The organism is Arthrobacter sp. Y3223164 (assembly GCF_059091005.1).
Genome location: NZ_JBNHGF010000136.1, coordinates 1 through 6,662, shown reverse-complemented (window position 1 = coordinate 6,662; position 6,662 = coordinate 1). Strand labels below are relative to the sequence as shown.

Annotated in this window: 8 protein-coding genes; 3 read left to right on the top strand and 5 right to left on the bottom strand. The window is 68.5% G+C overall.

Going from position 1 to position 6,662, the window contains the following annotated elements:
• Positions 1 to 85: 85 nt before the first annotated feature.
• Complete coding sequence (locus AC5RUJ_RS08790; protein ID WP_494022911.1) at positions 86 to 1,381, bottom strand: ATP-grasp domain-containing protein; 1,296 nt, start codon at positions 1,379 to 1,381, stop codon at positions 86 to 88.
• 229 nt (positions 1,382 to 1,610) lie between these two features.
• Between AC5RUJ_RS08790 and AC5RUJ_RS08785 the strand changes: the two genes are divergently transcribed.
• On the top strand, positions 1,611 to 2,117 hold the full coding sequence (locus AC5RUJ_RS08785; protein ID WP_494129006.1) for a flavin reductase family protein: 507 nt from the start codon (positions 1,611 to 1,613) through the stop codon (positions 2,115 to 2,117).
• Positions 2,118 to 2,183: 66 nt separating this feature from the next.
• On the top strand, positions 2,184 to 2,684 hold the full coding sequence (locus tag AC5RUJ_RS08780) for an ASCH domain-containing protein (RefSeq protein ID WP_494129005.1): 501 nt from the start codon (positions 2,184 to 2,186) through the stop codon (positions 2,682 to 2,684).
• Between the two features lie 16 nt (positions 2,685 to 2,700).
• On the opposite strand, the gene AC5RUJ_RS08775 is transcribed toward AC5RUJ_RS08780, so the two are convergent.
• The gene (locus tag AC5RUJ_RS08775; RefSeq protein WP_494022912.1) at positions 2,701 to 3,168 is read right to left on the bottom strand and encodes a GatB/YqeY domain-containing protein; all 468 of its coding nucleotides are present in this window, start codon (positions 3,166 to 3,168) and stop codon (positions 2,701 to 2,703) included.
• Positions 3,165 to 3,950: a glutamine amidotransferase gene (locus AC5RUJ_RS08770; protein ID WP_494012315.1), complete on the bottom strand. Its 786-nt coding sequence runs from the start codon at positions 3,948 to 3,950 to the stop codon at positions 3,165 to 3,167. Before AC5RUJ_RS08770 ends, AC5RUJ_RS08775 begins: the two co-directional genes overlap by 4 nt.
• A 112-nt stretch (positions 3,951 to 4,062) precedes the next feature.
• On the opposite strand from AC5RUJ_RS08770, the gene ftsY reads away from it, so the two are divergent.
• On the top strand, positions 4,063 to 5,271 hold the full coding sequence (gene ftsY / locus AC5RUJ_RS08765) for a signal recognition particle-docking protein FtsY (protein ID WP_494129012.1): 1,209 nt from the start codon (positions 4,063 to 4,065) through the stop codon (positions 5,269 to 5,271).
• An 82-nt stretch (positions 5,272 to 5,353) separates the two neighbouring features.
• Here the strand turns inward: ftsY and AC5RUJ_RS08760 are convergent, their stop codons facing one another.
• Both AC5RUJ_RS08760 and AC5RUJ_RS08755 read right to left on the bottom strand, forming a co-directional pair.
• Positions 5,354 to 6,166, bottom strand: coding sequence for a hypothetical protein (locus tag AC5RUJ_RS08760; protein WP_494129004.1), 813 nt, complete (start codon positions 6,164 to 6,166; stop codon positions 5,354 to 5,356).
• Between the two features lie 91 nt (positions 6,167 to 6,257).
• Positions 6,258 to 6,662 (bottom strand): MFS transporter (locus tag AC5RUJ_RS08755; protein WP_494155765.1); only part of this gene is annotated, 405 nt, incomplete at its 5' end.

Here is a 6,662-nt window from a genome sequence, read left to right as displayed (position 1 = left end):
GGCTTCCGACCGCCCGGCTCCGGGCCGCGCGACGGCGGCCCGGAGGCGTGTGGGATTACCGGGAGTCTGCCCGGGTCGGCAGGGGTTACCGGGAGGCGGCCGGGACGGGCTCGAGCTCGAAGGGCAGCGCTTCCAACGCGGCGTCGTAGCGCTGCACCAGCTGCTCCCGGTCGTCGGCGCCGAGGTACAGGATGCCGATGACGTAGCGGTAGCTGTCCTGGTTGGGCAGTTCGGAGAGCCGGTCGCCCACATTCACCTGCGGCGTGAAGTTGGCGTGCGGAATCTGTTTTGCCAGCCGCGCCGTGTCCTGCTCGTCCGGCACGCGGGTCACGATGGCGTCCTCGTCGTGGAAGACCATGCACTGGGAAGCGACGGCAAATTCGCCCTTGCGGTGCGGCATCGACGGCTCGACACCCAACGCGATGTCGATGGCGACCTCGTGGTTGGAGACGCCGTCCACCTTCGCAAACAAGTCGCTGTGGGACTGGGAGATGCGGGTGTTGACCTCGATGAGCCAGAGCTGGTCCTCCGCCTCGTCCCACATGAACTCGGCGTTGAAGCAGCCATTGTCGAAGCCCACATGGCGCAGGTACCGCTCGGACAGGTCGATCATGCGCTGCTGGACGGACTCCGGGACGCTGTTGGCGGGGTAGTCCAGCCGCTCGAAGCTGGTGCCGGCGGCGTCCTTGTGCATGTCGAACACACCGTGGGCGTTGTATTTTCCGCGGAACATGGTTCCCTCGGGGGCGGCCTGGGTGCCGGTGACGAACTGTTCGGCCAGGCAGGTGTTGCCGCCGGCGCCCTGCAGTTCGGGCGGCAGGTCCACCATCTGCAGGACCTCGTTGAAGGCGTCGCCGACCTGCGCAATTTCCGCGCGGATCGCGCGGATGGCCTCGTCGAAGTCCTCCTCGTTCCGGATCTGGAACCCGAGGTTGGACGAGTGCGCCTTCACCGGCTTGACCCAGAAGGGGAACGGAATGTCGATCTGCTGCAGCGCATCGTCGTCGAACGGGTCGAAGGAGGCGAACTGCGGGACACACTCGGGGATGGATTCCCGCTGTTGCAGCCGGCTCCAGTACTTGTGCTCGCACTTGAGCACGCTCTCCAGGGAGGGAGCGGCGATTCCGTATTCCTTGGCCAGGATCGGCCCGATCACGCTGGTGGGGAAGTCCCAGTGGGAGACGATGGCGTCCACACTGCCGTCAAACTCGCGCAGTTGCTGCCGCGCCGCGTCCAGCAAGGCGGTGAAGTCGATGTCCTTCTCGCGGACCAGCCGGTCGTAGTCGAGCAGGCTGTGGAAGGTGTAGTTCTCGGCGCCGCGGACGGTCTGCAACTCGCCGGCTTGGAAATCGGTCAGTCCGAGGATAAATACGTTCTTCAAATTAGTGCCTCCCGTTCTTGGTGATGAACCTCATCGGCCGGTGCGAGGGGCGAAAGGTCATGGGGACGCGCTGGTTGATTGGTTGGGGGGACAACTTCGACACAACCATGCACCGGATAGGCCGTCAAGGCGGCAGCACCGCCAACGGGGCCTCCCGGCCGGCGCGTCCGCCGTCCCCCCCCAGGGCGTCCGGGGGCGGCATCGGCGTCCAGTACGGCATGATGTGGGCATGGCGCAGAAACAGGCAACAACCGGGCAGCTGATGGACGACTTCGTGCGGGGCTTCGACTATCCGATGTACATCGTCACGGCAGCGGGGGCCGGAGGCGAGCGGTCCGGCTGCCTGGTAGGTTTCGCCACGCAATGCAGCCTGAAGCCGGCCCTGTTCCTGGTGTGCATCTCGCAGCAGAACCGCACCCATCCCGTGGCGCTGGAGGCAGGCGTGCTGGCGGTGCACGTGCTCGGGCGCGGCCAGCGGGCGCTCGCAGAATTGTTTGGCACCGCGACGGGCGACGACCTGGACAAGTTCGCGCACTGCGACTGGCTGCCCGGACCGGAGGATGTTCCGCTGCTGGCGGACGCCGCGCGCGTCATGGTCGGGCGCGTCGTGAAGAAGGTCGATCTCGGCGACCACACCGGTTTCCTGCTGTCCCCGCTTGAGACCCGTGGCGGCGACATCACCGGCCTTTTGTCGTTCAGCGACGTCCAGGATTTCGACGCCGGCCACCCCGCCTAGGGATTTCCGGCGCCAAGCCACCCGCCCAGGATCCTACGGGGGCGGCCATCCCGCTAGGATTCGACGGTGACTACACCGTGCGCCAGCCCCGACCGTGATGCCGCCCTGCAGATGTGGAGCGAGTACGCAGCCGCGCGGCCGGAAGCCATCGGCCCCGGTGAGGAAGCCGTCGTCGACCATTTCGGCGACAGTGCCGCGCTCGCGGACGCGCTGCTGGGGCTGGTCATCGCCGGCCCGAAGCGCGCCACGGCCGCGCTGGTGGCCGAATTCCACCGGCAGGGGGAACGGCTTCCGCGGATCGGGGACCACTGGGTGGCCTGCGACGGCTCGGGCAAGCCCCGGGTCATTTTGCGCTCCACCGAGCTTCGGCTGGGGCCGCCGGACAGCGTGGACGACGCGTTCGCCTGGGATGAGGCCGAAGACGACCGGCAGCGCTCGACCTGGCTGGAGCAGCACTTGATCTACTGGAAGCGGGTCTGTGCCGCGCAGGGGATCGAGTGGCGCGGAGACAACGAAGTCGTGTTCGAGCGCTTCCGGATCGTCTGGCCGCCGGAGTTGGCGCACTGACCTTTCACCGCTTTGGTTACTGCCCCGCCAGCCGCCCGCGGACCATCTCGCTGACGGCCTTGCCGTCGAAGCGGCCCGCCACCTTCTCGGTGACCGGCTTCATCACCGCTCCCATCTGCCGCATGGACAGCTCCGCGCCGTCCGCCTTGAGCCCGGCAATGGTGCTGTCCACGATCTCCGCGACCTCGGCCTCGGTGAGCGGCTGGGGCAGGTACGCCTCGATGACCTCGGCTTCCGCGATTTCCGCGGCGGCCCGCTCCGGCTCTCCGGCTTCCGCGTAGATGCGGGCAGTGTCGCGGCGCTTGGCGGCTTCCTTCTGCAGCAGCGCGGTGGTCTGGGCATCGTCCAGCTCCACCGGCGTCTTGCCGGACTTTTCCTTGGTTGCTATCTCGCCCAAAACGTTGCGCACCGTGGTCAGGGCCGTCTTGTTCCCTGCCTTCATGTGGGCGACGACGTCGGCCTGCAGTTGCTCTTTCAAACTCATTCGGTTCCTCGTTCCGGTGGGGTTCGTGGGGTTCGGTGGGTGCTGTGTCGGTCGGTGGCGTAGCGGGTGACGAAGTTGCGAAGTATCCGCTGCGGGATCGTCACGGTGCGTCCGCGCACCCGTCCCATGACGGCATCGGCCTGGTCCGGCGGGAAATAGCCGGCGTCCCGGTAGATCCAGATCCGGGTCAGCAGGCCGTCGACGTCCAACTCGGCGTGGAACTGGGTGGCGTAGAGGTTGTCCTGCAGCCGGAACATCTGGTTGGGGCAGTGCTCGGACCCGGCCAGGCGCACTGCGCCCGCGGGCAACACCGAGCATGCCTCCTTGTGGCCCACGAAGGCGCCGAACTCGCGGGGCAGGCCGGCCAGCAGGGGATCGGCGGCGCCGTCGTCGGTCAGCACGATCTGCGCCTCGCCGATCGGCTCGCCGTACTGCCGGTCCACCACGCCGCCGCCGTACCGGCCCAGGGTGCCGACGCCGTAGCAGGCGCCCAGGAACGGGAAATCGTGGGCGACGACGGTGTCCAGCAGCTGCTCCAGCTCGGCCTCGACGCGCAGCTGGGCGGCGGACTTGAACGCGTCGTCGTCGCTGGAGGTGTACGGGCTGCCGCCGAGGATGATTCCGCTGTAATCGTCCAGATCGATGGCCGGCATTGGTCCGGCCTCCAGCCGCACGCGCTGCAACTGGCCCGGTTCCAGGCCGCCAAAACGGGCGAAGGCCGCGTACTCCTCATCGGCTGCGGTGTCTTCGGCGCGCGTGGCCAGGAGCAGGAACGGCTTCATGCGTTGATCGTACAGTCGCTGCGCCGGGCCTTGGAACGTGGATGTCCGGCCGCGCCGCCCGACCCGTGACGCGGAACGGTCAGCGGCTAGGCTAGGAACCGTGGACGCAACCATGATCATCATTTACGTAGTTATCGCCATTGTCGTCATCGGTTTGGTGGCAACGCTGCTGCTGCGGGGCCGCAGGACCCCGCCCGGCAAATACACCACCACCCGGGACGCGAACGACCCGGCCATGCCGCCGACCGGGGGCGGTACCGGCACCCTGGAAGCGCCCCGCGGACAGACGGCCCCCGCACCGCCCCTCGGCGCACCGACCGAGGAGGAACTGCCGCCGGCCGACGTCGAAATTCCGGAGGACGCCGCCGCGCTGGAGACCATCCCGGTGGAGACGCCGGCGCCGGTGCAGGGCCGCCTGTCCCGGCTGCGCGCCCGGTTGGTCAAGTCCAACAACGCCCTGGGCAAGGGGCTCCTGGCGCTGCTCGCCAGCGACAAGATCGACGACGACGTCTGGGACGAAATCGAAGAGACGCTCCTGCTGGCCGACCTGGGCACCGAGCCGACGATGGAACTCGTGGACGCGCTCAAGGACCGCGTGAAGGTGGAGGGCAGCCGCAGCCCGGAGCAGGTCAAGGCCATGCTGCGCGAGGAACTGATCAAGCTTGTGGACCCGTCCATGGACCGATCGCTGGCCGTGATGCGCCATGCCGACCGCCCCGCGGTGATGATGGTGGTGGGCGTCAACGGCGTCGGCAAGACCACCACGGTGGGCAAGCTGGCCCGCGTGCTGGTGGCCGAGGACAAGGACGTGATCCTCGGTGCGGCGGATACCTTCCGTGCGGCCGCGGCCGAGCAGCTGGCCACCTGGGGATCGCGCGTGGGCGTGCCCACCGTGAAGTCCGACGTCGATGGCGCGGATCCCGCGTCCGTCGCCTTCGAGGCGGTAAAGGCCGGTATCGAGCAGGAAGTCGATGTGGTCATGGTGGATACCGCCGGGCGCCTGCAGAACAAGGTGGGCCTGATGGACGAACTGGGCAAGGTCAAGCGCGTGATCGAGAAGCAGGCCACGGTGGACGAGGTGCTGCTGGTGCTGGACGCGACCACCGGCCAGAACGGCCTGAACCAGGCCAAGGTGTTCGCCGACGTCGTCAACATCACCGGCATCGTGCTGACCAAGCTGGACGGCACCGCCAAGGGCGGCATCGTCGTCGCCATCCAGCGCAGCCTTGGCGTGCCGGTGAAACTGGTGGGCCTGGGCGAAGGCGCCGACGACCTGGCGCCGTTCGAGACCGAGGACTTCGTGGACGCTCTGCTGAACTAGCGCCAGCTGGTCTGGTCCGCCAAACGGGCGTTGCTGCCGGACGGGCGCCGGTCGCTGTCCGGCCGGTGCCCGTCGCTGCCAGTCATGCGTCACTTTCGGTCGTGTGCCCGTCGCTGACCACCCCGGCCGCCGTGACGGGTTTTTCACCGGCGGCCGACTCCGGGCCCGCGACACGCACCGCGATGAGCAGGCCCCAGACAAGGGACGCGACGGCCAGCACTGTGACGTCGACGCTGCCTCCTGTTTCCGGCCCCAATAGCCAGCTGGTGCCCAGCGAGACGGCACTGAACGCCAGCACGGTGCGCAGCAATGCGCGTGCGGGCGGCCAGAGCGCGTGCAGCAGGCCGGCGGCGGCCAGCGTAATGCCCAGGGCGCCTTGGACCGGCCAGTGGTCTATGCCCATGGTCCAGTACTCGGGTTTCGAGCCCGCGGCACGCGAGACCCCGAGGGCGTACCAGGCGTAGGCGGCCCAGAACGGCAGGGCCAGCACGGCCAGCACCATCAGCGGCCAGTCCACCGCCATCCGCGGCGCCGGAAAGCGCGTCCCGGCGCGCCGGGACGACCACCACAGGCCCCAGGACATGATGCCGAGTGCCGCGGCCATCACCACGGGTCCGGGGCTCGCGCCGAGCAGGGCACCCAAGAGGAGCGCCGCCGTCGTCAGCCACAGCAGGGCGAGCACCGGCACAATGTCCCTTGGCCGGAACGCCGCCCAGCCGAAAGCCAGTGCGACGGCGAAGGTGGTGAGCACGCCCCAGCTGGTTTCCAGCGCCGCAACCTCGGCGAAATAGGAATCTTCGACGAACATGGTCGACAAGTCGGTCAGTCCGAACCCGGGCAGTACGGCCCAAAACACGACGGCCACCGCCGCCACAACGCGTCCCCCAACGGTCATGGATCAGAGACTAGCGGCGAACGCGGCGCCTGGCTACCACTGGAACCCAGGTGGGGCTAACAGCTGTTTCCAGGGTTGTTCGCTGCCGGGATCAGCCCGCCGCAGGTTCCTCCTGGGGCTTCACCAGCGTCTCGCGGCCGAAGAGCAGCCACAGGAGCGCCGCCGCCAGCATGATCGCGCCGGTGACCCCGAAGGCCCAGGCGTAGTTAAGCCGGTCGGCGAGCGCTCCGGCCAAGACCGGGCCGATGATCGCGCCCGCGTCGGTGCCCATCTGGAAGACGGCCAGCACCTTGCCGCCGCTGCGGTCGTTGCCGATGATGTCCGCGACGGCGGCCTGCTGCGCCGGTCCGAGCAGTCCGGACCCGAAACCGGCGATGACCGAAGCTGCGACGAACACCGGAACTGACTCGGTAAACCCGATGGCTGCGATCGCGAGCCCGGCCACGGTCAGCCCGGCGACCACCAGGGGGCGGCGCCCGGCGGTGTCCGAGAGGCG

Coding starts and splice junctions, on each gene's coding strand:
- AC5RUJ_RS08785 (WP_494129006.1), top strand. CDS start 1,611: ATGGCGCAGAAACAGGCAACAACCGGGCAGCTGATGGACGACTTCGTG.
- AC5RUJ_RS08775 (WP_494022912.1), bottom strand. CDS start 3,168: ATGAGTTTGAAAGAGCAACTGCAGGCCGACGTCGTCGCCCACATGAAG.
- AC5RUJ_RS08770 (WP_494012315.1), bottom strand. CDS start 3,950: ATGAAGCCGTTCCTGCTCCTGGCCACGCGCGCCGAAGACACCGCAGCC.
- ftsY (WP_494129012.1), top strand. CDS start 4,063: ATGATCATCATTTACGTAGTTATCGCCATTGTCGTCATCGGTTTGGTG.
- AC5RUJ_RS08760 (WP_494129004.1), bottom strand. CDS start 6,166: ATGACCGTTGGGGGACGCGTTGTGGCGGCGGTGGCCGTCGTGTTTTGG.